The sequence below is a fragment of the Pseudoflavonifractor sp. SW1122 genome, from assembly GCF_012027765.1.
Lineage (GTDB): Bacteria > Bacillota > Clostridia > Oscillospirales > Oscillospiraceae > Enterenecus > Enterenecus faecium.
Genome location: NZ_SJOS01000043.1, coordinates 1 through 21,586, shown reverse-complemented (window position 1 = coordinate 21,586; position 21,586 = coordinate 1). Strand labels below are relative to the sequence as shown.

Here is a 21,586-nt window from a genome sequence, read left to right as displayed (position 1 = left end):
TTATCGCTCTTACTATTGTTTAGATCAGAGTCAGAACCATGGTCAGAACCAGGAACACGATGGCGACCCACTTGGTCATCTTGGCCATGCGGGCATCGGCGGTCTTGGCCTTGTTCTTGGACAGGAAGGTGTCAGCAGCACCGGAGATGGCACCGGACAGACCAGCGCTCTTGCCGGACTGGAGCATCACGATGGCGATCAGGGCCAGAGACACCACGAAGTAAACGATAGACAGAATCAGCTGAGGAGTGGTCATGGAATTCAATCCTTTCAGTCACAGTCTAAAAATGGGCGCAACAGCCCTTACAAGTATTTTCTATGATACCACACCCCTCAGGGGATTGCAAGAGGTTTTCATATTTCTTCCGGCCATGTTTCGCCGCAGGTGCCCCACCAGGGTCACGCCCCCGGTGACCAGCAGCACCAGATAGCAGCTCATGGTCCGGGAGAGAATCATCGCGGGAGCCACCAGCCCCGTGCCAAACACCGCTAGGAAGGTGCGCAGAAACACCCCTTCCGCCGCTCCTGCGGAACCAGGCAGCGGGAGAAAGCCCACCGCCACAGTGCACAGCACCTGGAGGGCGGCCACCTGCAACAGGCTCATGCCGGACAGGCCGAAGGCCCGATACACCAGGTAGGGCACCAGATAAGAGCACCCCAGCTGGGCCCCGCTGAGGGCCACCACACCCACCAGCACCAGAGGATTGCGGGCAATGACCCGGGCCCCCTGGCGGTACTGAGCCAGCACCCCCTCCAACTTCTCCTCCAACGCTGCACGGTCCAGCCGCTTCACCAGGCGGCAGGCCAGAGCGATGCCGAAGCGGCCCAGGCGGCGGGCAGGTCCGGGGAGGAAGAGCAGCAAAATCATGGCCACATTCAGCACCACAAAGATGGCAAGCCCCACCCCAATGAGCACCCCCACCTGGCCGCCCAGCTGCTCCAGCAGGTCTCGGCCAAAGTAGAGGGCCGCCAGAGCGTAGCACACCACCGCTGTGTGGTAGCCAATGCTCACCAGCAGCATGTCGATGGTGCCGGACACCACCGGTACCCCGTCCCGGTTCATGTAATACACCTGGGCGGGCTGGCCTCCGGTGGCGGAGGGGGTGACGTTGCTGAAAAAGAACCCGGTGCACGAGTAAAAATAGCACCGCCGGAAGGGCTGGGCACAGCCCAAGGCCTCCAGCACCAGCCGGGTGGCCCCGGCCTCACAGGCGATGAACAGGGCCATTACCGGAAGGGCCAGCAACAGAAACCGGGCATCCGCCCGGGCGATGGCCGCCGCCAGCTCCCGGGGGGACTGCTGGCTCAAAATGGTGTAGGCGGTGGCACACAGCAGCAGACCCATGACCCCAAACCACACCAGCTGTTTTTTGCTCCCCAGCTTCATGCGTACACCTTCTCTCCAGCCAGCTGCTCCACCACGGCGCATACCGCCGCCCGGCACATGGTGTTGGAGGCCTTCTCCATGGCTCGGCGCATACTGGCCAGCCCTGACTCGTCGTACAAGGTGCTCTCAATGGCCCACAGGCAGGCCTCCTCCTCCTTGTCTGCCAGGCGAGCCATCCCCGCCTCCAGCAGGAATCGGGCGTTCTCCCGCTCCTGGTCCAGGAAGGGGGCCCACACCAGCATGGGCAGGCGGCTGGCAATGGCCTCAAAGACGGTGATGCCTCCGGGCTTGGACAGCATCAGGTGGGCCCGGGCCATGTACTGGTCCACCTGGGTGGTGAAGCCCACCACCTCAATGTTCTCATATTTCCCGTGGAGGCGCTGATACAGCTTCTCATTGCGCCCGGTGAGAATGGTCACGTGGACCCCAGGCAGGTCGTTGAGCTGCTCATAGAAGCGGTCCCGCCGGGGCATCAGCCCCAGGCCGCCCCCCATGATGAGCAGTTCCCGCTGGCCCCGGTTGGGGCTCCCTCCGGTGAACTGCTGGCCCACGGGAATGCCGGAGACCAGAATCCGCTCTGCCTCCACGCCCTTGTCCATCAGCCCCTGGCGCACCTGGTGCGAGGCCACCAGATAGCAGTCGGTGCCGGGGTGAATCCACTCGCTGTGGCTGGTCACATCGGTGATGCAGGTCACCAGGGGCATCACGCCCCCCTCCCGCTTGTACCGGGCCACCACCGAGGAGCACACGGGATGGGTAGACACCACCACATCCGCCCCCGTCTCAAAGAGCAGCTCTTCCAGATACTCCACCCACGCCCCGGCCAGGGGCATGTCCCCCTCCACGTTGCGGGTCAGGCGGTGGAAGAGATTATAGAGGCCGCCGCCGTACTTCACCAGCCACCCAAACATCCGGTAGAGGGTGGGGGCCAGCTCGGGCATGGCGTAGTCAAAAAAATCCACGGTGTGCACCTGGTGCCCCTCCCGCTCCAGCTGCTGCTGCAACGCTTGGGAGGCAGACCAGTGCCCCATACCAAATTTTCCGGTTAAAATCAGGACGTTCATGCCTTTGTTCTCCTTCAAGATTCCATCGTCCTCCATCTTTTTCTAACTATATCATAGCAAAGGCATCTTAGATTTTCCCTCAGACCCGGTTAAGGTTTCCTTAAGGAGTGGTAAAAACTTCAACAAGATCCTCCAAGTTCACCCACTCAATGCCCTCTGGCGGGGTGTCCTGGCAGCACACCGAGGCCCACCACCCCTCCCCCTGGTAGCTCTTGTGGGGACAGGGGGGCGGCACAGGCACCTTCCGGGGCGGGTACAGGGGGGTGTCTCCCAGCTTGCAAAAGCTCTCTTTCAGGGTCCACAGGCGGGTAAAACTCCCGTCGCTGCCGTCAAAGAGGGGCATTTCCTCCTCTGCAAAGCAAAAGGCGGGCAAGCCGGGCCGATGGGACTTCACCAGCTCAATGTCCACCCCCACAGGGAACTCCGACAGGGCGCACAGGGCGTAGCCCCCCGAGTGGGACAGAGACAGCCAGCGCCCCTCCCCGGGGATGAGGGGCTTGCCCCGATCACTGTACTCCAGCTCCGGCAGCTCTCCCCAGCCGTACTTGCGGGCGGCTAAACGCAGCAGCGGGCGGCTGAGATGGCGCCCGTCCTCCCCTTTCACGCCATAAATTTTCGTGGACATATCCACACCTCTCTCTATAAAAACAGCCTGCGAACCACACCGATTCGCAGGCTGTGTCTTGGTTTCATACTATCCGGGGATGGGGCGCTTGTCAAGAGATGACTCTCACCCGGATAATGCCGTCAATGGCTCGGATGTCGTCAATGACGCTCTCTTCTACGGCAGACCCCACATCCACCAGGGTGTAGGCGAAGTCCCCCCGGGACTTGTTGGTCATGTTCTCCACGTTCACCCCGTCGCCGGAGAGCTGGGCGGTGATGTTGGCCAGCATGGCGGGAATGTTGCGGTGGATGATGCACAGACGCTGCACCCCGGACCGCTCCATCTCCACGTTGGGGAAGTTGACGGAGTTTTTGATGTTGCCGTTTTCCAGGAAGTCCCGCAGCTGCTGGGCAGCCATGATGGCGCAGTTGTCCTCGCTCTCAGGGGTGGAGGCGCCCAGGTGGGGAATGGGCACCACGTTGGGGGCCAGGGTGATGGTGTTGTTGGGAAAGTCGGTGACGTAGCGGGCCACCTTGCCGCGCTCCAAAGCGGCCATCATGGCCGCATCGTCCACCAGCTCGCCCCGGGCCAGGTTGACCACCCGCACCCCGTCCTTCATCTGGGCGATGGCGTCGGCGTTGATGGTGTGGCGGGTGTCGGGGGTGTAGGGCACGTGGATGGTCACATAGTCGCTGACCCGGTACAGTTCCGCCACATCCTTGACCACATGCACGTGGCGGTCCAGGCGCAGGGCGGTGTCCACGGACAGGAAGGGGTCATAGCCGTACACCTCCATCCCTAAGGACAGGGCCGCATTGGCCACCAGAGCGCCGATGGCACCCAGGCCGATGACACCCAGGGTCTTGCGGTACAGCTCGGGGCCCACAAAGGCGGACTTGCCCTTCTCCACGGCAGCGGCCACGTCGGTGTCGGGGGTGGCGGCCTGGGCCTTCACCCATTCCACGCCCCCCACCAGGTCCCGAGAGGCCATGAGCAGAGCGGCAAGCACCAGCTCCTTCACGCCGTTGGCGTTGGCCCCGGGGGTGTTGAACACCACAATACCCTTCTGGGCGCACTCGGCCACCGGGATGTTGTTGGTGCCTGCCCCCGCCCGGGCGATGCCCCACAGGGTGTCGGGGAAGGGGTAGTCGTGAAGCTTGGCGGAGCGGACCAGAATGCCCTCCTCCCCCTCCACGCTGTCCCCCACCTGGTAGTCGGCGGGGAACTGGTTCAGCCCAACTTGGGCAATTTTATTCATGGTTTTGATACGAAACATGATGGTTCCCCCTGTCTCAGCCGTTGACCTGGTCAAAGGCCCGGATGAAGTCCGCCAGCTTCTCCACCCCTTCGGTGGGCATGGCGTTGTAGATGGAGGCCCGCATGCCTCCCACGTTGCGGTGGCCCTTGAGGTTGACAAAGCCCGCCGCGGTGGCCTCGGAGACAAACTTGGCGTCCAAATCGGCGTTGCCCGTGCGGAAGGTGACGTTCATGTCGGAACGGCTCCCCTTCTGGGCCGGGCAGGTGAACAGCTTGGAGTCGTCCAGCACGTCGTAGAGCAGCTGGGCCTTGGCGTGCTTGATCTTTTCCATGCCTTCCACACCGCCCCGCTCTTCCAGCCACTCCATCACCAGTCCCAGCATGTAGATGCACCAGCAGGGGGGCGTGTTGTACATGGAGTCCTTGTCGATCATGGTCTTATAGTTCATGATGAGGGGGGTGTAGGGCAGCTCGTGGCCTGCCAGGTCCTCCCGGACAATGGCGATGGTGAGGCCCGCCGGGGCCAGATTCTTCTGGGCGCCGCCGTAGATGATGCCATACTTGGACACATCCACCACCCGGCTCATGAAGTCCGAGGACATATCACACACCAGGGGCACGTCCCCGGTGTCGGGCACATACTGCCACTCGGTGCCGTAGATGGTGTTGTTGGCGCAGTAGTGGAAGTAGCTGGCCTCCGGGTCCAGCTTCAGCTGGTCCTGGGTGGGGATATAGGTGTGGTTTTGGTCCTCGCTGGAGGCGGCCAGGTTGATCTGGCCGTACTTTTTGGCCTCCTTATAGGCGATGTTGGAGAAGTTGCCGGTGACGGCATAGTCCGCCTTTCCCGTCTTGCCGATGAGGTTCAGGGGCACCATGGAGAACTGCCCCGAGGCGCCCCCCTGCAAAAACAGCACCTTATAGTTGTCAGGCACATGGAACAGGCGAATGAACCGCTCCTTGGTGTCCTGAAAGATCTTGTCAAAAACCTTAGATCGGTGGCTCATCTCCATCACTGACATGCCGGAGCCCTGATAATTGGTGATCTCTGACCCGGCTCGGGTGAGGACTTCCAGCGGAAGCATGGAAGGGCCTGCGGAAAAGTTGTATACACGTTGATTGCCCATGAGCAGTTTCTCCTCTCTGAGATTTTTCACACTATCATGTTATCGCTTTAGTGTGTTATATGACATTATAGTTCCAGGAAGGACATCTGTCAACGCCAAAAATACATCTGTGATCTTTTTGGCAAACTCCCCTCGAATTGACGATTTCTCCCTGTCTGTTTTGTACAAAGCACCCATGGTTTTCGGGCAGCATCCCAGTGTATGCAGGGAGGGCAAAGAGGTTGCATAAAAAAGCCGCCCCCAGGTTTCACTGGGAGCAGCTTTCTCGTGCTCTGCCAAAGCCTCGCAGAGTTTTCCCGCCCGCAGGCGGGAAAATAAATTGAAATCCCGTTATTTTCACGCCACATTCGCCGGGAAAATAACACTTCTCATGGGAAATGGGGTGACTTTTTCGCAAGAAATCGAGCCCCATTTCCCATGCAATCCCCGTTCATTTTGGAAGGCCCATCCGGGCCTTCCAAAATGGGCTCAGCCCGGCGGCCAGGTCATATCCCGGCCGGACAGAACGTGGAAGTGCAGGTGATGCACGCTCTGGCCCGCCTGCTCGCCGCAGTTGGACACCACACGGTAGCTGTCCAGGCCCAGGTCCTTTGCCACCTTGGCGATGACGGCCAGCATGTGGCCTGCCAGGGCGGCGTTGTCCTCGCCCACCTCTGCCACAGAGGCGATGTGCTGGCGGGGAATCACCAGGAAGTGGGTGGGCGCCTGGGGGTCGATGTCGTAGAAGGCCACGCACACCTCGTCCTCATACACCCGCTTGGAGGGAATCTCCCCCGCTGCGATCTTACAAAAGAGGCAATCAGACATGGTATCAACTCCTTTTGATTGCATGGGATGGAATTGCTTACAGGCCCAGCTTCATGGACACCACGTTGTCCACCATAGCCAGGGCATTGTCCACCATCAGGGGGTCCTTGCCTCCGCCCATGGCGGAGTCGGGCTTGCCGCCGCCGGAGCCGCCGGCGATGGCGGACACCTGCTTGATGATGTCGCCGGCCTTGATGCCCAGGCCCACGGCCTCCTTGCCGCAGGCAGCCACAAAGGTGATCTTGCCGCCGTTGACGGCTGCCAGCACGGCCACCACGTTGGCGGCCTTGTCCTTGATGGCGTCGCCCATCTGGCGCAGACGGTTGCCGTCGGCGTCGGGCACAGTGGCGGTGATGACCTTCAGGGGGCCCACGTCGTGGGCGCCGAAGAGGATGCGGTCGGCCTCGCCAGCGGCTTCCTTGCTCTTGTACTGCTCAATGGCCTGACGGGCTGCCTTCAGGTCGGCCACCTGCTGCTCCAGCTTGGCAACCAGGTCGGCGGGGTTGGTCTTGAGAATCTGGGCAGCCTGGAAGATGAGCTGCTGGTTGTGGTTCATGGTCTCCAGGGTCAGCTTGCCCACGGTGGCCTCGATGCGGCGCACGCCGCTGGCCACGGAGCCCTCGGACTTGATGCGGAAGGTGCCCACCTTGGCGGTGTTGTCCAGGTGGGTGCCGCCGCAGAACTCCATGGAGAAGTCGCCCATCTCCACCACGCGCACCACGTCGCCGTACTTCTCGCCGAACATGGCCACCGCGCCCTTCTTCTTGGCCTCCTCAATGGGGAGCACCTCGGTGATGACGGGGTAGCCGTTGAGGATAGCGTCGTTGACCAGCTTGTCCACCTGAGCCAGCTCCTCGGCGGAGATGCCCTCGAAGTGGGTGAAGTCGAAGCGGATGCGGTCGGGTTCCACCAGAGAGCCAGCCTGGTGCACGTGGTCACCCAGCACCTTTTTCAGGGCGGCATCCAGCAGGTGGGTGGCGGAGTGGGCACGCATGATGGCCTGGCGGCGCTCCACGTCAATGGCGGCGGTCACGGTGTCGCCCACTTTCAGCACACCACCGGTGATCTTGCCGTAGTGCATATACTTGCCGCCCTTGTTCTTCTGCACATCGTGGACGGTGAACACGGCCTCGCCCAGGGTGATGGTGCCGTGGTCGCCCACCTGGCCGCCCATCTCAGCATAGAAGGGGGTGCGGTCCAGCACCACGATGCCCTCCACGCCGCTCATCATCTCCTCGGCCTGGACGTTCTCCACCACCATGGCCAGCACCTTGGCGTCGTCGATGGTGTTGTGGTCGTAGCCCACGAACTCGGTCTCGGGCAGCTCCTTGCCGAACTCGATGCCAGCCCAGCCCAGGTCGCCCAGAGCCTCACGGGCCTTACGGGCACGGACCTTCTGCTCCTCCATGAAGGCACGGAAGCCAGCCTCGTCCACGGTCAGGCCCTCGTCCTGGGCCATCTCGCTGGTCAGATCGATGGGGAAGCCATAGGTGTCGTAGAGCTTGAAGGCGTCCTCGCCGGAGAACACGGTCTCGCCCTTGGCCTTGTGCTGGGCCAGCATGTCGGAGAAAATCTTCAGGCCGCTGTCGATGGTCTTGGCGAAGTTCTCCTCCTCCACCCGGATGACCTTGGTGATATAGCTCTGCTTCTCCACCAGGTCGGGGTAGGCGGTGGCGTTGACCTCGATGACGGTGTCACACACCCGGTACAGGAAGGGGTCGTTGACCCCCAGCAGCTTGCCGTGGCGGGCAGCCCGGCGGAGCAGACGGCGCAGCACGTAGCCGCGGCCCTCGTTGGAGGGCAGCACGCCGTCGCAGATCATCATGGTGGCGGAGCGGATGTGGTCGGTGATGATGCGCAGGGACACGTCACGGCTCTCGCTCTGGCCGTAGTGGGCTCCGGTAATCTCGGAGACCTTGTTGGTGATGTTCATCACGGTGTCGGTGTCAAACAGGGAGTTGACGTTCTGGCACACGCAGGCCAGACGCTCCAGGCCCATGCCGGTGTCGATGTTCTTCTGGATGAGCTCGGTGTAGTGGCCCTCGCCGTCGTTGTTGAACTGGGAGAAGACGTTGTTCCACACCTCCATATAGCGGTCGCAGTCACAGCCCACGGTGCACCCGGGCTTTCCGCAGCCGTACTCCTCGCCACGGTCGTAGTACACCTCGGAGCAGGGGCCGCAGGGGCCGGAGCCGTGCTCCCAGAAGTTGTCGGCCTTGCCAAAGCGGAAGATGCGCTCGGCGGGGATACCGATCTCCTTGTTCCAGATCTCGAAGGCCTCGTCGTCATCCTGGTAGATGGAGGGGTACAGGCGGTTGGGGTCCAGGCCCACCCACTCGGGGCTGGTCAGGAACTCCCAGCACCAGGTAATGGCCTCCCGCTTGAAGTAGTCGCCGAAGGAGAAGTTGCCCAGCATCTCAAAGTAGGTGCCGTGGCGGGCGGTCTTGCCGATGTTCTCAATGTCACCGGTGCGGATGCACTTCTGGCAGGTGGTGACACGGCGGCGGGGGGGCTCCTGCTCGCCGGTGAACCAGGGCTTCATGGGCGCCATGCCGCTGTTGATGAGCAGCAGAGAGGCGTCGTTCTGGGGAATCAGGGAAAAGCTGGGCAGACGCAGGTGTCCTTTGCTCTCAAAGAAGGACAGGAACATCTCACGCAGCTCGTTGACCCCGAAGGGCTTGGGGTTGCTCATGGGTCTATACCTCCATTTTAAAATTAACAAAATAAAAGCCCTTGCCAAACACAGGGGCAAAGCCTACGCTTCACGGTACCACCCTGTTTATCCTCTGGCAAGGACATCTCCGGTCATCCGATAACGGGGATGGGCCGCCCTGCTCCTCACAGGAGACGAAACGGAGTGGCGCAGAGAAACCGCACTTGCCGGGGGCTCTCACTCTCCCCCCTCGCTTTGGGCCGCTGGTGGCTCTTTGGCTCCGCCATTGTCTTTAGCTGTTACATTTTATCACATTCTTGCCAGATGTCAAGGCAGGAAACCCAAGAAAGGGCCGCCCGAACGGCTCCCTCCGTCATCGCCGTTGGCGATGCCACCTCCCTCCCTGAGGGAGGCTTTGCCCCCCGTCACGCCACGTGGTCCGTCCACATCTCGCACTGACTCATCACCGTCTGAATGGCATCCTCCACCCCTTCCGGGGGATATTTATACCGTCTCAACAGACGCTTTACCATCTTTCGCATCCCGGCCCGGGCCGCTTCCTTCTTCTGCCAGTCAATGGTGCGGCTTTTGCGCAGCGCCTCGGTGAGTTCCCGGGTCAGGGTCACCAGCTCCTCATTGGAATAGAAATCTTTCACCGCCTGGGGCTTGGTGAGGGCGTCGTAGAAGGCCAGCTCCTCCTGGCTCAGGCCCAGCTGCTCTCCCAGCTGGTGGGCCTGCCGGATGTCCTGGGCCATCTTCATCAGCTCGGCGATGACCTCCTCGTTGGTGATGAGGCCGTTGATATAGCGGTTCATCAGCTCTTTCATCCGCTGGGAGAACTGCTCCGACTTGACCACGTTGGTGCGGCGGTACAGGGTCACCTGTTCCGCCAGCAGCTTTTTCAGCAGCTCCACGGCCAGGTTTTTCTCCTTCATCCGGGCCACTTCCTCCAGGAATTTGGGGTCAAAGAGGGAGACTTCCGTGTCCGCATCGGAAAACAGGTTGATAACCCCCTCACTCTGGATGGAGTGCTTCAACAGCTCGTTGATGCGGGCGTTGACCTCCTTCAAGGAGTATTTCTTGCCCTCGCCCCCCATGGTCAGGCGCACCAACATGGTGCGCACCGCCTCAAAATACCAGAAACGCTACGATGGGTTGACCCACCGCTACGATGAAGCCAAAGCCAAGCTGGACGCCACCGCCGAACAGATCGCCGACAAAAAGGCACGGAGAGCCACCATTGAGGAGTTCCTCAAAGTTCTGGAGGAGCAGGACAGACTGGTCACCGCGTTCCAGACAAACCTCTGGTGCGGTCTGGTAGATTTCGTAACCATCCACTCCGCAGACGATGTGCGGATCACCTTCCGCAACGGCATGGAAATCAAGGCATAAGCACATACGCAAAACACTTCGCAACGAGAGTATCATTCTCCGGCTGCGAGGTGTTTAACTATTTAATCCAAAGCTATAATTATTAGTACCCAATAAAATTCACCTTTGAAACCTCACCCCATACTACTTCTCCTTTTCTGACACTTCTTCCAGATGGTAGCACCCCGTCTCTTGCGACCTCTACTCGTACATATTTTCTTCCATTATATTCATATTCTTCATAATCCATTTGGTCGCTTAGAGTAATTAGAACTGCGAAATCGGTTGGTTTAGGTTGTAGTGTTTTTTTCTGTACGATTTCGTAAGATTCATCATGACTTAAGCTTGAATCATGTAACTGCAAATCTTCGTATGATGCTTTAAGAACTCCATTCTCAATTTTCAAATTAACACCAGCACACTGGGATATATTTAACTCTACCATATAACGCATAATTGCCGTTAGTATAGAATCAAGCATTGTTTTATCGCCTTCGTTTTTGTATATATCCAGCATACGCAAAAAATAATGTTCTGCCACTGATATAAAAAACGTATCTTTCGATGGCTCAATCATTAATGTATTTTTTAATTGTTTGCAGTTTATGGAAAATGCATTTAGATCGCGCTTTATGGGATACATAGCATTCTCGCTAATTAGCATTGTATTTTCAGTCCGCATCAAAGGACAAATGTATGACAGTTCATTTTTTACAGGTGGATAAAAGGGAGCGATTCTGTCTGGTTGTACTGTTTCAATCCATTGATATTTAGCCGGAAAATTTAAGTTAATATAATCTTCAACAGAAAGAGTAAATGCGATATCTTTAATTGAGCCTATATTTAATAATATTGTCCCCTTATCAACATCATATTTAAAACAGTCTGTATTTTTGCGAACTTTAAAGTTGTTACCTAAAACATTAATAGCAATGCGAAATTCTTGTTGATAACTAAACTCCTCTTCTTTTGTAAACTCATCAGTTTCTTGTGTGTTATGCTGTTCAAAATCATAGTCAACAAGTCCATATGCTATCCAATATGGACTTCCAAGTGAATCCGAAAGAGTTCTCATAATGCGATTTAGAAATTCTCTGACATCATAAATCACAACGGCCAACCCTTCCTGTTTATCAGTAAACTGGAACATTTTTTCACTCAGCTTAATAAATTCACTTTTTTCACAATCATAAAATATAGAAGATAGGCAATAAACATTTTCGTGCAAAAACCGAGTATCTATTTCACCAATGGCATCAACATTTCTTGGTATACCGCCGATATCTTGAAAAAAGGTGATTACATTACTATTTAATCTTGGGTTACCAGAATCAATATTTACTGATAAGCCTTCATTTAAATCGTCTCTGTATTTATTGGACATAGTCTTCTGTTCTACCAATTTACCAATTCCAAACTGTGCCAGTGGATTAATATATATCAAACCATCATGTAAAGCTTTAGCGTGATTTTTATCGCTATATATTTTCCCTAAAATAAAATGTTTCATATTGCAACCACCCTTTAATGAAATTATCAACTTAGCGAATCCTCACCTTGCTCTTGTATCCATTTCGGTATGATTATTTCATACACCCGGCCGTTGTAGGGCTGTAAAATCTCCACCAGGGTTTTCACCACGCAGGCGGGGGTGTAGAACTCCCCGGCCAGCTTGCCCCGCAGGACGCAGGCGGCGTCCCAAATCTGCTTTTCAAATCCAATGCCGGCGGTGTGTTGTTCTGCCATGGCAGGTATCCTCCTAAATTCATAGGTTGTCAATTTGTTTCATTATATCAAACACCCAGGAACTGGGCAAGAACTCAAGGCTCCCCTGTGTAAGGGGAGCTGTCTGCCGTCAGGCAGACTGAGGGGTTGACTTCAGCCAGCTATTAGACAATCCCTCCGACCCGGCTTACGCCGGGCCACCTTCCTTTACACAAGGGAGGCTTTACTTGATACCCGCATCAAAAAGGGGCATAATAGAGAAAAAGGAGGTTGCCGCCATGAACCGCACGTTATTTGTCAACGGCCCTATTCTCACCATGGAGTCCCCTGTGCCCACCGATGCCCTATTAGTGGAAGATGGGCGCATTGTGGCCCTGGGCACCGATGCCCTCAATGCCACCGGAGCCACCAAGGTGGACTTACAGGGGGACGCCCTCATGCCCGCTTTTGTGGACCCCCACAGCCACCTGTCCGCCGCGGCCAACAGCCTGTTGCAGGTGCCCCTGGGGGAGGTGTCCGACTTCGCCCAGCTGGAGGAGGCAGTGGCCTCCTTCATTCGGGACAACCACATCCCCGCTGGGCAGTGGGTGTTCGGCCAGGGCTACGACCACAACCACCTCACCGAGCACGCCCACCCCACCCGTGAACTGCTGGACAAGGCCGCTCCCCACAACCCGGTGGTCATCCAGCACGCCTCGGGACATATGGGGGTGTTCAACTCCGCCGCTCTCCACCAGCTCTTTCTCTCCGCCGACACCCCCGACCCGGAGGGGGGCACCTTTGGCCGAAACGGTGGGGAACTCACGGGGTACGCGGAGGAAAACGCCTTTGTCAGCAACCTCCGTAAGGCCCCCATGCCCGGGTTTGACCAGCTGAAAGACGCCTTCGCCCGGGCCCAGCACACCTACGCCGCCCACGGCATCACCACCGCCCAGGAGGGCATGATGGCCGTCGAACTCTTCCCCCTCTATCAAGGGCTGTTGGCCCAAAACGCCCTGACCCTGGACGTGGTGGGCTATCCCGGTGTGGCCGACCTCCACGCCGCCCGGGTGGCTTTCCCCGACTGTGTGAATGGCTACCACAATGGTCTGCGGCTGGGTGGCGTGAAAATCTTCTTGGACGGTTCCCCCCAGGGGCGCACGGCATGGCTGCGCACTCCCTACCAGGGGGAGAGCGAGTACCGGGGCTACCCCACCATGACGGACGAACAAGTGGAGCAGGCCCTCACCCTGGCGGCTCAGGAAGGGGTTCAGATTCTGGCCCACTGCAACGGCGACGCCGCCGCCCAGCAGTACCTGGACATGGGGGCCAAAGTCATGCAGAGCCACCCCAACCTCCGGGATGTGCGCCCGGTGATTATCCACGCCCAGCTCATCGGGGTTGACCAGCTGCCCCAGGCCAAGGCGTTGGGGTTCACCCCCTCCTTCTTTGTGGCCCATGTGTACCACTGGGGGGACATTCACCTGCAAAACCTGGGGGCCAAGCGGGCCGCCGCCATCTCCCCCGCCAAGGCCGCCCTGGATTTGGGGATGCCCTTCACCTTCCACCAGGACACCCCCGTCATCCCCTGCGACATGTTGGAGACCGTCTGGTGTGCCGTCAACCGAGTGACCAAACACGGGGTGCAGTTGGGCCCCGAGCAGCGCATTCCTGTATATGAGGCGTTAAAGGCGGTCACCGTTCACGCCGCCTGGCAGTACGGTGAGGAGAAGGAAAAGGGCACCCTGGCGGTGGGCAAGCAGGCCAACCTAGTGCGCCTGTCCGCCAATCCCCTGGAGGTACGGCCGGAAAACCTGCGAGAGGTCTCTGTGGTGTCCACCTGGAAGCAGGGCGAGGTGCTGTACCAGGGTTAAAAAATTTCCCCTCTGGTGAATTGATTTCCCTTCGTGAATCGTATAAGTAGTGAAACCGGAAAAAATGAATGAAACATGGAGGGATTGCTATGTTAAAACTGGTTGCAGGTCTGGTGGCAGGGGCCACCCTTCTCACGGTGGGCACCGTGTCCGCCTTCGCCTCTTCCCAGGGCAACTGCTTCGGCGGCTGCCAGAAAACCCGAGTGTGTGACACCACCAACTGCTCCGCCCAGTGCTATGTGGATGAGGACGGCGATGGGGTGTGCGACAACCGGGGCACCGTCTGCGATGGACGGTACGATGTGGACGTGGACCAGGACGGCGTGTGTGACAACCAGGGCCAGAACTATGTGGACGCCGACCACGACGGCATCTGCGACAACCAAGGCACCCACTGCCACGGCGGTGGACAAAGCCACCACGGCAACGGCTACTGGGGCGGACACCACGGATAATTCGACACAAAGCAGGGTGGTTTCATGAGGAGTGAAGAGGAGGTCACCAGGGCCATTGAGACGTACTCTGACACTGTCCAACGGCTCTGTCTCATCCATCTGAAAAATCAGGCGGACACAGAGGACATTTTTCAAACAGTGTTTTTGAAATATGCCCTCTGTTCCACCGTGTTTGAAAGCCCTGAGCACGAGAAGGCGTGGCTCATCCGGGTGACCCTCAACGCCTGCAAAGACCTGCTCAAAAGCTTCTTCCGCTCCCGCACCGTCCCCCTGGATTCTCTTTTGGAGCAGGCCGCCCCGGAGGTGGAGGACCACAGCGAGGTGCTCCAGGCGGTGCTCACGCTGCCGGAGAAGTACCGACAGGTGATTTACTTACACTACTACGAGGGGTACACCGCCCCGGAGATCGGGAACCTGCTGAACAAAAATGTCAATTCCGTGTACACTCTGCTGAATCGAGCCAAAAAACAGCTGAAAGAGGCGTTGGGAGGTGAGGCGCTTGGATAACCGCATGAGAAAGGCCTTTGACCAGGTCCACGCCTCTCAGGAGCTGAAAGCCCGCACCCGAACCCAAGTGCTCCAGGCCATGGAAGCCCAGCGCAAGCCCGCCCGAGCGGTTTGGAAGCCAGTGTGCGCCCTGGCGGCGTGTCTGCTGGTGGTGGTGCTGGGCCTGGGTGGGTATCACCTCTATTTCACCCCCACTTCGGTGATTAGCATTGACATAAACCCCTCTCTGGAGGTGGACGTGAACCGTCTGGGGCGGGTCATTGCCCTCCACGGCTACAACGAGGACGGGGAGGAATTTGCCGCCTCCCTGGACGTGCTGCACCAGAACTACCAGCAGGCGGTGGACGAGATTTTAAACAGCGACACCATTGTGGACTGCCTCAATGAGGGCGGGTTTTTGTCCGTGTCGGTGGTGGAGCTGAGCGGAAACCAGGGAGAGGAGATTACAATCTATGTCTCCAACTGCACCTCCGGTCACCACAACGTCTCCTGTTCCACCATCTCCTCAGAGGAAGCCCACGAGGCCCATCATGTGGGCCTATCCTATGGAAAATACCAGATTTACGCCCAGATTGCGGCCTATGACCCGGACTTCCCCCCGGAAGAGGCCAATGAGATGACCATGCGGGAGCTGCGGGACCTGTTGGCCAGCCTCCAGGCGGAACATCCCGACATTACCCCGCCCCCGGTGGACGAGATGGGCAGCGGCTGCGGGAATGGCAGCGGGCACGGACACGGAAATGGAAACCACGAATAGACAAAGAGCCCGGAAGGGAGCGGTTCGCTCCCTTCCGGGCTCTTTCGTATGCTGTTTATTGGATAACCAGTTCGTCTCCCTGACGGTCCACGGTGATGGTGCTGTCGGGGGTCACCTCTCCGGCGATGATCTTGCGGCCCACCAGGTTCTCCACGGTGTGCTGCAAGTAGCGGCGCAGAGGCCGAGCGCCATACATGGGGTCGTAGGCGGACTCCAGCACCAGGTCCTTGGCGGCGTCGGTGAGGACCACACGCAGCCGCTTGTCCTCCAGACGGCGGTTGAGGCTGTCCAGCTGCAAGTCGATGATGTGGAAGATGTTGTCCTTCGTCAAGGGCTTGTAGAACACGATCTCGTCCAGACGGTTCAAGAACTCAGGCCGGAAGGAGCGGCGCAGCAGCTCCTGCACCTGATTTCTGGCCTCCTCGCTGATCTCGCCATCGGGCTGGATGCCGTCCAGCAGGAACTGGCTGCCCAGGTTGGAGGTGAGGATGATGACGGTGTTCTTGAAGTCCACGGTGCGGCCCTGGCTGTCGGTGATGCGGCCGTCGTCCAGCACCTGGAGCAGCACATTGAACACGTCGGGGTGGGCCTTCTCCACCTCGTCAAACAGAATGACGGAGTAGGGATGACGGCGCACCGCCTCGGTGAGCTGGCCGCCCTCCTCATAGCCCACGTATCCGGGAGGGGCTCCGATGAGGCGGGACACGGAGAACTTCTCCATATACTCGCTCATGTCAATGCGCACCAGGTTCTTCTCGCTGTCAAAGAGGGCCTCGCTGAGGGTCTTGGCCAGCTCGGTTTTACCAACGCCCGTGGGGCCCAGGAAGAGGAAGGAGCCGATGGGCTTGTTGGGGTCGGCGATGCCGGCACGGGAGCGGAGGATGGCCTCGGAAACCAGGCGCACGGCCTCGTCCTGGCCCACCACACGCTGGTGGAGAATGTCCTCCAGGTGCAGCAGCTTCTCCCGCTCGCCCTCCATGAGCTTAGCCACGGGGATACCGGTCCAGCGCTCCACAATGCGGGCGATCTCCTCTTCGGTGACCTTATCCCGGAGCAGCTGATTTTCCTTCTGGTTGGCGGCAATGGCTTCCTCCTCTTGGAGCTGCTTTTGCAGGGCGGGGATAGTGCCATATTGCAGCTGGGCAGCCTTCTCCAGGTCGTACTCCCGCTGGGCCTGCTCCAACTGGGCGTTGGCCTGCTCCAGGTCCTCCCGCAGCTTCTGCACTTTGCCAATGGCGTTCTTCTCGTTCTCCCACTTGGCCTTTCCGGCGTTGAACTCGTCCCGCATCTCGGCCAGCTCCTTCTGGATGTCGGCCAGGCGGGCACGGGACAGCTCGTCCTCCTCCTTCTTCAGGGCGGCCTCCTCAATTTCATGCTGGATGATTTTACGGGAGATCACGTCCAGCTCGGTGGGCATGGAGTCCATCTCGGTGCGGATGAGAGCGCAGGCCTCGTCGATGAGGTCAATGGCCTTATCGGGGAGGAATCGGTCGGTGATGTACCGGTCGGACAGGGTGGCGGCGGCCACGATGGCGCCGTCGGTGATCTTCACGCCGTGGAACACCTCGTAGCGCTCCTTCAGGCCACGGAGAATGGCCACGGCGTCCTCCACCGTGGGCTCGTTGACCATGACAGGCTGGAAGCGGCGCTCCAGGGCGGCGTCCTTCTCAATATACTGGCGGTACTCGTTGAGGGTGGTGGCGCCGATGCAGTGCAGCTCGCCCCGGGCCAGCAGAGGCTTCAACAGGTTGCCAGCGTCCATGGCGCCCTCGGTCTTGCCGGCGCCCACAATGGTGTGCAGCTCGTCGATGAACAGAATGATGCGTCCCTCGGACTTCTTCACCTCGTTCAAAACGGCCTTGAGCCGCTCCTCAAACTCGCCCCGGTACTTGGCGCCTGCAATCAGAGCGCCCATATCCAGGGCAAAAATGGTCTTGTCTTTCAGGCCCGCGGGCACATCGCCTTTCACAATCCGCTGGGCCAGGCCCTCGGCAATGGCGGTCTTACCCACGCCAGGCTCGCCGATGAGCACGGGGTTGTTCTTGCTCTTGCGGGACAGAATGCGGATGACGTTGCGGATCTCGTCGTCACGGCCAATGACGGGGTCCAACTTGTTCTGCCGGGCCCGCTCCACCAGGTCGGTGCCGTACTTTTTCAGAGCCTCATAGGTCTCCTCGGGGTTGTCGCTGGTGACCCGCTGGTTGCCCCGCAGGGCGGCCAGGGCCTGCATCACCTTCTCCCGCTCCAGGCGGTAGGTGGTGAGGGTGGGCTTAATGGTGCTGTCGGCCTTGTCCATCAGGGCCAGCAGCAGGTGCTCCACCGACACATATTCGTCCTTCATACTGGTGGCCACTTCCAGAGCGGCGTTCATGGCCTGATCCACACCGGAAGAGATATACACCTGGTCGGCTCTCCGGCCAGAGCCGGACACCTTGGGCAGCTTCTCCACCTCGTGGCGCAGGGCGGCGTCCAGAGACTCCACCGTCACCCCCATGTGGGTCAGCAGCTGAGGCACAAAGCCTCCCTCCTGCTCCACCAGGGCGCAGAGCAGATGCACCTGCTCAATCTGTTGATTTCCATATTCCGTGGCCAGGGTCTGGGCGGCCTGCACCGCCTCCAGGGACTTCTGGGTAAACTGATTCATATTCATAAGGCTACACTCCTTTGCATGGGGTGCTTGGGAGCCCCTCGACTCCCGCCCCAATCTGTTGTTTGACCTTAGTATACCTCTTTGCTAGGAAAAATCATGAACGAAGTGTAAACAATTAGCACTCTCTTTTCGAGAGTGCTAACTTCTTGTCTATTCGAGAAATGCAACGCCGTACAGGCCAAACTCCTCCACGGTGTATCCCGCGTTTCGGAAGGCATCATAGCTGCTGACATGGAGGATATAGGCGGCATTTGGCTCCAAATCGTTCCCATCCACCCCGAAGGTGTAGCGGCCAAAGGAGGAGACACTGAGGTAGGGAGAGGGGTAGTTTGCATACTCCACGGTCTGGGAAAATTCCGGCTGTGGGGTCTGGTCATAGAAGAGGATGTGGGAGTAGACCACGGTGGAGTCCACCGCCACCGACTCAAACCCCTGTTCCTTCACATACGCCACCGCATCCCCCACCCCATAGCGGAACTGGACGCCAATGTCGTCGTTGTAGGTGGTGAAATAGGTGTTCACAAACAGCCCAAAGGCCACGGCATACGCCGCCGCCAGTCCCCAGGGCAGCACCGGGTGGGCCTTGCAGAACTCAAACACCCGGTCCACACCAAAGGCCAGCAGAACCAGCAGGTAGAGGTGGAGGGAATTGGCCTTGTTGATGTTCAGGTAGTCCAGAGACAGGCTCACCAAGGCGGCGCAGGCAAGCCCCACCAGCACCAGGCCCTCTCCGGTAAATCGGCGCTCCTTGGCGCCCCGTACCGCCCGGATGGCCATGCGCACGCCGCCCAGAATCATGAAGGGCCAACTAAACCGATAGAACATGCCATATTGGGGCAGGCTGTTCCAAATAAGTCCGTCCCCCTCTCCGAACACCATCTCCCCCAGGGTCTGGTAGGCCTCCAGGGAGAAGAGGTTTCGCCAGTCCACCTCGGAGGCCCGCATGGACACCAGCCGGGGCACGGACAAAAACGGGGTGCGAATCTCCTCCAGTACTCCCAAATTCACCAGCACAAAGAGGAGGAGAGGCAGGGCCAGCACAAACAGCAGGCCCACTGCCCCCGCCAGATAGGGGGTAAATGTTAATCTCTTCGTGTAGAGCAGGTAGAGGAAGAACGCCGCCAGAGTCAGGGGCAGCACCACCCAGAGGGTGGCATAGGCATACAGGGACAGCCCATAGAACAAGGCAGCCAGCAGCAGCCAGGGCGGGGAATCCAGTCCTCGCACCAGAAAGTACAGCCCCAACAGCAGCAGGCCCGGGGCCAAATTGGACTCCAGCCCCCAGCGGCTGAGCATGATATGCCAGGGGCAGATGGCGGTGAAAAACAGCCCAATGAGGCCCACCCTCCGGGAGAAGAGCCGAGTGAGCAGCAGATACACCACCGGGAGGCTCACACAGGCCAAAATGGCCTGGGGCAGGCGGATGGCCAGCTCCGTGAGGCCCAATAGGGCCACAAAGGGCATGGCCAAATAGCTCTCCAGCACGTTCATGCCGCTGCCCCAGGAGATAAAGTAGCAGGGATTGGTGTACCCCCAGGAGTCCACCCCGTAGGTGAGCATGGAGTAGGCCTCATATCCGGCGTAAGCCTCGTCCTGGTTGAGCCCGCAGGGTACCGCCCCCAGCTGCCACAGCCGTACCGCCACCCCAATCAAAATGAGAAACAGGGGCAGCAGCCAAGTCCGCTGTGCCCCTTTGTCCAGCCGTATGTTCATTGGTCGCAGTGCTTGGCGTGGTAGCGCACCACCAGATCGCCCAGGGTGGTACCGTCCACCACGGCGGACACCGCCCGGTGAATCTCCTGCCACAGCTCGATGGTCACGCAGTCCCCGCAGCGGTCACAGAAGCCGTCATCGGTGGCGCACTCCACCGGAGCCAGATCCCCCTCCAGAGGCCGGAGAATGTCGCCCACGGTGTACTCCTCCGGGTGACGGGTGAGAAGATAGCCCCCTCCGGCACCCCGCACCGAGCGCACCAGCCCAGCCCGGGACAGAGGTGTGACGATCTGCTCCAGGTATTTATCGCTGAGGTTTTGCCGCCCCGCCACATCCCGCAGGGAAACCGGGTTGTCCTCCCCGCCGTGGGCAGCCAGGTCCACCATCAGCCGCAGGGCATACCGCCCTTTTGTGGAAATCTTCATATCCATACCCCCATAGTCCTTTGTCCTATAATACCATATGTTTGGTAGGATTTCAAGAGTGCTACCGGGGGTGTGTTCCATCTATTCTTATAAAAGGAAGTTTTCCCCCAGCGGAGCGTCTTTGGAAGGGCGGTGAGAATCGGTATGCCCCCACCTGAAAAGGGGCAAACTTCTCTTGACGATTGGCTTTCCATTGGAGTATCATGGAGAAAACGATGCCAGGAGGGTGCGCCATGAAGAAAAAACCCGCTTTTTACCTGTTGGGCCTCGCCGCAGCCGGGGCCGGAGCCGCCGGAGGCATGGCTGCCGTGGGCAACCGCCTCTATGCCAAAGCCATGACCCCTCAGACCCGGGAGCCGGACTACCAGGACCCCAACGAGCCCCAGCGTGAGGGCCGGGCCTGGGCCAGAAAAGCCGAGGGCTTCCGCTCGGCCACCATCCAGGCCATTGACGGGCTCATCCTCTGGGCCGCTGTGGTGCCCGCTGACACCCAGACCCACCGCTGGGCCATCTGCGTCCACGGCTACCACGACACCCACGAGGCCATGGGTGCCATCGGCCTGCACTACCACCAGGAGGGCTGGAACGTCCTGATGCCCGACCAGCGGGGCCACGGCGAGAGCGAAGGCGACTACGTGGGCTGGGGCTACGACGAGCGGCTGGACCTGGTGGGCTGGATCAACTACATCCTCCGCCGGGACCCTGACGCAGAGATCCTTCTCCACGGTGTGTCCATGGGAGCCGCCACCGTCCTTCTGGCCACCGGCGGGGCCTTGCCAGAACAGGTGAAGGCGGCGGTGTCCGACTGCGCCTATACCACCATTGAGGCCCAGATGCACCACGTCCTCCAGAACTTCCGGGAGGAATACATCCACGCCCCGGTGCCTATGCCCACCTCCGCCCTCTTCTCCATGCTGCGGAAAACCGCCCTGCGCCGGGCTGGATATGACCTGCGGGACGCCGCCCCCATCCAGGCGGTGGCCCAGTCCAAAACCCCCACCCTGTTCATCCACGGCGTGGAGGACGACTTTGTCCCCTCCTCCATGATGGGAAAGCTGTACCAGGCCGCCAAGTGCCCCAAGAGCTTTTTGTGGATGCCCGACGCCGGACACGCCAACGCCGTGGGCACCAACCCCCGGCTGTACTGGACGGCGGTGGACACCTTCCTGCAAGATTATTTCCCCAACGAAGATTGATCCTTCCCCGGCCCACTCCTGTGGGTCGGGGAAGT

The 21,586-nt window shown here is 59.3% G+C and carries 18 protein-coding genes and 2 pseudogenes; 6 read left to right on the top strand and 14 right to left on the bottom strand.

Going from position 1 to position 21,586, the window contains the following annotated elements:
- Window positions 1-19 precede the first annotated feature (19 nt).
- The 9 genes and pseudogenes from secG to E0L15_RS09570 all read right to left on the bottom strand — a co-directional run.
- Window positions 20-256 (bottom strand): preprotein translocase subunit SecG, encoded by a 237-nt coding sequence (gene secG, locus E0L15_RS09610; RefSeq protein ID WP_087233403.1) that lies wholly within the window; start codon window positions 254-256, stop codon window positions 20-22.
- A gap of 60 nt (window positions 257-316) precedes the next feature.
- Window positions 317-1,387: a lysylphosphatidylglycerol synthase transmembrane domain-containing protein gene (locus E0L15_RS09605; protein WP_168125418.1), complete on the bottom strand. Its 1,071-nt coding sequence runs from the start codon at window positions 1,385-1,387 to the stop codon at window positions 317-319.
- Window positions 1,384-2,451: a glycosyltransferase gene (locus E0L15_RS09600; RefSeq protein ID WP_168125417.1), complete on the bottom strand. Its 1,068-nt coding sequence runs from the start codon at window positions 2,449-2,451 to the stop codon at window positions 1,384-1,386. The genes E0L15_RS09605 and E0L15_RS09600 overlap by 4 nt, the downstream gene beginning before the upstream one ends.
- Before the next feature lie 100 nt (window positions 2,452-2,551).
- Complete coding sequence (locus tag E0L15_RS09595; protein ID WP_168125416.1) at window positions 2,552-3,076, bottom strand: 4'-phosphopantetheinyl transferase superfamily protein; 525 nt, start codon at window positions 3,074-3,076, stop codon at window positions 2,552-2,554.
- 91 nt (window positions 3,077-3,167) lie between these two features.
- Window positions 3,168-4,334 (bottom strand): phosphoglycerate dehydrogenase, encoded by a 1,167-nt coding sequence (locus E0L15_RS09590; protein WP_168125415.1) that lies wholly within the window; start codon window positions 4,332-4,334, stop codon window positions 3,168-3,170.
- Window positions 4,335-4,350: 16 nt separating this feature from the next.
- Entirely contained in the window at window positions 4,351-5,439 is a 1,089-nt protein-coding gene (gene serC / locus E0L15_RS09585; protein ID WP_168125414.1) for a 3-phosphoserine/phosphohydroxythreonine transaminase, read from the bottom strand.
- Between the two features lie 468 nt (window positions 5,440-5,907).
- A complete protein-coding gene (locus E0L15_RS09580) occupies window positions 5,908-6,246 on the bottom strand; it encodes a histidine triad nucleotide-binding protein (RefSeq protein ID WP_168125413.1) in 339 nt (112 codons plus the stop codon).
- A gap of 37 nt (window positions 6,247-6,283) precedes the next feature.
- Window positions 6,284-8,938 (bottom strand): alanine--tRNA ligase, encoded by a 2,655-nt coding sequence (gene alaS / locus E0L15_RS09575; protein WP_168125412.1) that lies wholly within the window; start codon window positions 8,936-8,938, stop codon window positions 6,284-6,286.
- Window positions 8,939-9,324: 386 nt separating this feature from the next.
- A pseudogene (locus E0L15_RS09570) lies at window positions 9,325-10,035 on the bottom strand (DUF3387 domain-containing protein); the annotation flags it as partial.
- Between E0L15_RS09570 and E0L15_RS09565 the strand changes: the two are divergent.
- A complete protein-coding gene (locus tag E0L15_RS09565; RefSeq protein ID WP_168125410.1) occupies window positions 10,013-10,291 on the top strand; it encodes a hypothetical protein in 279 nt (92 codons plus the stop codon). The pseudogene E0L15_RS09570 and the gene E0L15_RS09565 sit on opposite strands and share 23 nt — an antisense overlap.
- 82 nt (window positions 10,292-10,373) lie before the next feature.
- Here the strand turns inward: E0L15_RS09565 and E0L15_RS09560 are convergent, their stop codons facing one another.
- Both E0L15_RS09560 and E0L15_RS12440 read right to left on the bottom strand, forming a co-directional pair.
- On the bottom strand, window positions 10,374-11,780 hold the full coding sequence (locus E0L15_RS09560; protein ID WP_168125409.1) for a hypothetical protein: 1,407 nt from the start codon (window positions 11,778-11,780) through the stop codon (window positions 10,374-10,376).
- Between the two features lie 77 nt (window positions 11,781-11,857).
- Window positions 11,858-12,016 (bottom strand): annotated as a pseudogene (locus E0L15_RS12440) (N-6 DNA methylase); the annotation flags it as partial.
- Window positions 12,017-12,273: 257 nt separating this feature from the next.
- Between E0L15_RS12440 and E0L15_RS09550 the strand changes: the two are divergent.
- The 4 genes from E0L15_RS09550 to E0L15_RS09535 all read left to right on the top strand — a co-directional run bounded on the left by E0L15_RS09550 (window position 12,274) and on the right by E0L15_RS09535 (window position 15,567).
- Window positions 12,274-13,848 carry an amidohydrolase gene (locus E0L15_RS09550; protein ID WP_168125408.1) on the top strand — a complete coding sequence of 525 codons (1,575 nt, stop codon included), beginning with the start codon at window positions 12,274-12,276 and terminating at the stop codon, window positions 13,846-13,848.
- 89 nt (window positions 13,849-13,937) lie between these two features.
- Window positions 13,938-14,303 carry a hypothetical protein gene (locus tag E0L15_RS09545; protein ID WP_168125407.1) on the top strand — a complete coding sequence of 122 codons (366 nt, stop codon included), beginning with the start codon at window positions 13,938-13,940 and terminating at the stop codon, window positions 14,301-14,303.
- Window positions 14,304-14,327: 24 nt separating this feature from the next.
- Entirely contained in the window at window positions 14,328-14,810 is a 483-nt protein-coding gene (locus E0L15_RS09540; protein ID WP_087233446.1) for an RNA polymerase sigma factor, read from the top strand.
- Window positions 14,803-15,567, top strand: a complete 765-nt coding sequence (locus tag E0L15_RS09535) for a hypothetical protein (protein WP_168125406.1) — start codon at window positions 14,803-14,805, stop codon at window positions 15,565-15,567. Before E0L15_RS09540 ends, E0L15_RS09535 begins: the two co-directional genes overlap by 8 nt.
- Window positions 15,568-15,622: 55 nt before the next feature.
- Here E0L15_RS09535 and clpB read toward each other — a convergent pair whose 3' ends face one another.
- The 3 genes from clpB to E0L15_RS09520 all read right to left on the bottom strand — a co-directional run bounded on the left by clpB (window position 15,623) and on the right by E0L15_RS09520 (window position 20,355).
- Window positions 15,623-18,217, bottom strand: a complete 2,595-nt coding sequence (gene clpB, locus E0L15_RS09530) for an ATP-dependent chaperone ClpB (RefSeq protein WP_168125405.1) — start codon at window positions 18,215-18,217, stop codon at window positions 15,623-15,625.
- A gap of 150 nt (window positions 18,218-18,367) precedes the next feature.
- Window positions 18,368-19,930, bottom strand: a complete 1,563-nt coding sequence (locus E0L15_RS09525; RefSeq protein ID WP_168125404.1) for a glycosyltransferase family 39 protein — start codon at window positions 19,928-19,930, stop codon at window positions 18,368-18,370.
- On the bottom strand, window positions 19,927-20,355 hold the full coding sequence (locus E0L15_RS09520) for an Rrf2 family transcriptional regulator (protein ID WP_168125403.1): 429 nt from the start codon (window positions 20,353-20,355) through the stop codon (window positions 19,927-19,929). Before E0L15_RS09520 ends, E0L15_RS09525 begins: the two co-directional genes overlap by 4 nt.
- Window positions 20,356-20,588: 233 nt before the next feature.
- Between E0L15_RS09520 and E0L15_RS09515 the strand changes: the two genes are divergently transcribed.
- On the top strand, window positions 20,589-21,551 hold the full coding sequence (locus E0L15_RS09515) for an alpha/beta hydrolase (RefSeq protein WP_168125402.1): 963 nt from the start codon (window positions 20,589-20,591) through the stop codon (window positions 21,549-21,551).
- The last annotated feature ends 35 nt before the right edge of the window (window positions 21,552-21,586 follow it).

What these genes read in the sequence shown, in the direction of transcription:
- secG (WP_087233403.1), bottom strand. Translation starts at nt 256, where the DNA reads ATGACCACTCCTCAGCTGATTCTGTCTATCGTTTACTTCGTGGTGTCT.
- E0L15_RS09605 (WP_168125418.1), bottom strand. Translation starts at nt 1,387, where the DNA reads ATGAAGCTGGGGAGCAAAAAACAGCTGGTGTGGTTTGGGGTCATGGGT.
- E0L15_RS09600 (WP_168125417.1), bottom strand. Translation starts at nt 2,451, where the DNA reads ATGAACGTCCTGATTTTAACCGGAAAATTTGGTATGGGGCACTGGTCT.
- E0L15_RS09595 (WP_168125416.1), bottom strand. Translation starts at nt 3,076, where the DNA reads ATGTCCACGAAAATTTATGGCGTGAAAGGGGAGGACGGGCGCCATCTC.
- E0L15_RS09590 (WP_168125415.1), bottom strand. Translation starts at nt 4,334, where the DNA reads ATGTTTCGTATCAAAACCATGAATAAAATTGCCCAAGTTGGGCTGAAC.
- serC (WP_168125414.1), bottom strand. Translation starts at nt 5,439, where the DNA reads ATGGGCAATCAACGTGTATACAACTTTTCCGCAGGCCCTTCCATGCTT.
- E0L15_RS09580 (WP_168125413.1), bottom strand. Translation starts at nt 6,246, where the DNA reads ATGTCTGATTGCCTCTTTTGTAAGATCGCAGCGGGGGAGATTCCCTCC.
- alaS (WP_168125412.1), bottom strand. Translation starts at nt 8,938, where the DNA reads ATGAGCAACCCCAAGCCCTTCGGGGTCAACGAGCTGCGTGAGATGTTC.
- E0L15_RS09565 (WP_168125410.1), top strand. Translation starts at nt 10,013, where the DNA reads ATGGTGCGCACCGCCTCAAAATACCAGAAACGCTACGATGGGTTGACC.
- E0L15_RS09560 (WP_168125409.1), bottom strand. Translation starts at nt 11,780, where the DNA reads ATGAAACATTTTATTTTAGGGAAAATATATAGCGATAAAAATCACGCT.
- E0L15_RS09550 (WP_168125408.1), top strand. Translation starts at nt 12,274, where the DNA reads ATGAACCGCACGTTATTTGTCAACGGCCCTATTCTCACCATGGAGTCC.
- E0L15_RS09545 (WP_168125407.1), top strand. Translation starts at nt 13,938, where the DNA reads ATGTTAAAACTGGTTGCAGGTCTGGTGGCAGGGGCCACCCTTCTCACG.
- E0L15_RS09540 (WP_087233446.1), top strand. Translation starts at nt 14,328, where the DNA reads ATGAGGAGTGAAGAGGAGGTCACCAGGGCCATTGAGACGTACTCTGAC.
- clpB (WP_168125405.1), bottom strand. Translation starts at nt 18,217, where the DNA reads ATGAATATGAATCAGTTTACCCAGAAGTCCCTGGAGGCGGTGCAGGCC.
- E0L15_RS09525 (WP_168125404.1), bottom strand. Translation starts at nt 19,930, where the DNA reads ATGAACATACGGCTGGACAAAGGGGCACAGCGGACTTGGCTGCTGCCC.
- E0L15_RS09520 (WP_168125403.1), bottom strand. Translation starts at nt 20,355, where the DNA reads ATGAAGATTTCCACAAAAGGGCGGTATGCCCTGCGGCTGATGGTGGAC.
- E0L15_RS09515 (WP_168125402.1), top strand. Translation starts at nt 20,589, where the DNA reads ATGAAGAAAAAACCCGCTTTTTACCTGTTGGGCCTCGCCGCAGCCGGG.